The sequence below is a fragment of the Nonomuraea sp. NPDC003201 genome (genome assembly GCF_053590415.1).
On the sequence record NZ_JBSFTC010000783.1, the window covers coordinates 1 to 1,082 of the forward strand.

The 1,082-nt window shown below is 73.6% G+C and carries 2 pseudogenes; both read right to left on the minus strand.

From position 1 onward, the window contains the following. Positions 1-869 (minus strand): annotated as a pseudogene (locus tag ACWDX9_RS63620) (ABC transporter permease); the annotation flags it as partial. Further along, positions 866-1,082 (minus strand): annotated as a pseudogene (locus ACWDX9_RS63625) (hypothetical protein); the annotation flags it as partial. The pseudogenes ACWDX9_RS63620 and ACWDX9_RS63625, both read right to left, overlap by 4 nt.

Genomic DNA, 1,082 nt, shown 5'->3' on the forward strand with positions numbered 1-1,082 from the left:
GCCAGCGCCAGCGGGCTGCGCAGGCGGGGTCCGGCGGCGGCCGGGCCCAGGCGGGCCTGGAACATGCCGGCGCCGAGGTCGCGCCGCTCCGACAGCGCCACGGCCAGCACGATCAGCACCAGCACGGCGCCGGCCGCGAGCGTGAGCACCCACCAGCGTTCGCCGCTGTAGGGCCGCAGCGCCTCCGCCCAGCCGAGCGGCGTCATCCAGGACACCCAGGCGGGCCCGTCACCGGACTGCGCGGCGACGTCGCCGGCGCCGCGCAGCAGGATCGCGGCGCCGAGCGTGCTGATCCCGATGGCGCGCGCGCCGCCCGCGCTGGTCGTGAGCTGCGCCGTCACCGCGCCGATCGAGGCGAACGCGCAGGCGGCCACCGTGAACCCGAGTCCGAGCGCCAGGGAGCCGGCGGCGGGCAGGCCCTGGCCGATCAGCGCCACCGCCGAGGCTATGCCCAGGACGAGGGCGGCCCCGCAGGTGACGATCAGGGTGGCGGCCAGGTCGGCGTGGCGGGACACCGCTGTGGCCCCGACCAGTTCGCGCCGTCCGGCCGCCTCTTCCGTACGCGTGTGCCGGATGACCGTGAGCAGGGCGAACAGCGCGACCATGAACGTGACGAATCCCGACCGCCAGGCGACGAGCTCGCCGAGGCTGGATCCGTTCAGCACGCCGTAGGCGATGGTGAAGGCCCTGGTGTGGACGCTGGTCTCGTAGTAGTGCTGGCGGGCCTCGGCCGTGGGGTAAGCGCCGGTGAAGGCGCCGACGAACACCACCGGGATCATGCAGATGAAGGCCACCCACAGCGGCAACAGCACACGATCGCGCCGCAGCACCAGGCGGATGAGCTTTCCCGTGCCGGCGAACGCGTTCATCGTCCTGCCTCCGTGTGCCGGCCCTTGACGTTCGCGCGGTCGTAGTGCCGCAGGAACAGTTCCTCCAGCGTCGGAGGCCGGCTGACCAGGCTGCGCACGCCGACCTTGGTGAGGTGGCGAAGTGCGAGGTCCAGCGCGGCGGTGCCCGCCTCCCAGATGGCGAACGACACGGCCGACTCCAGCAGCGACACGTCCACGTGCTGGCCCTGGCCG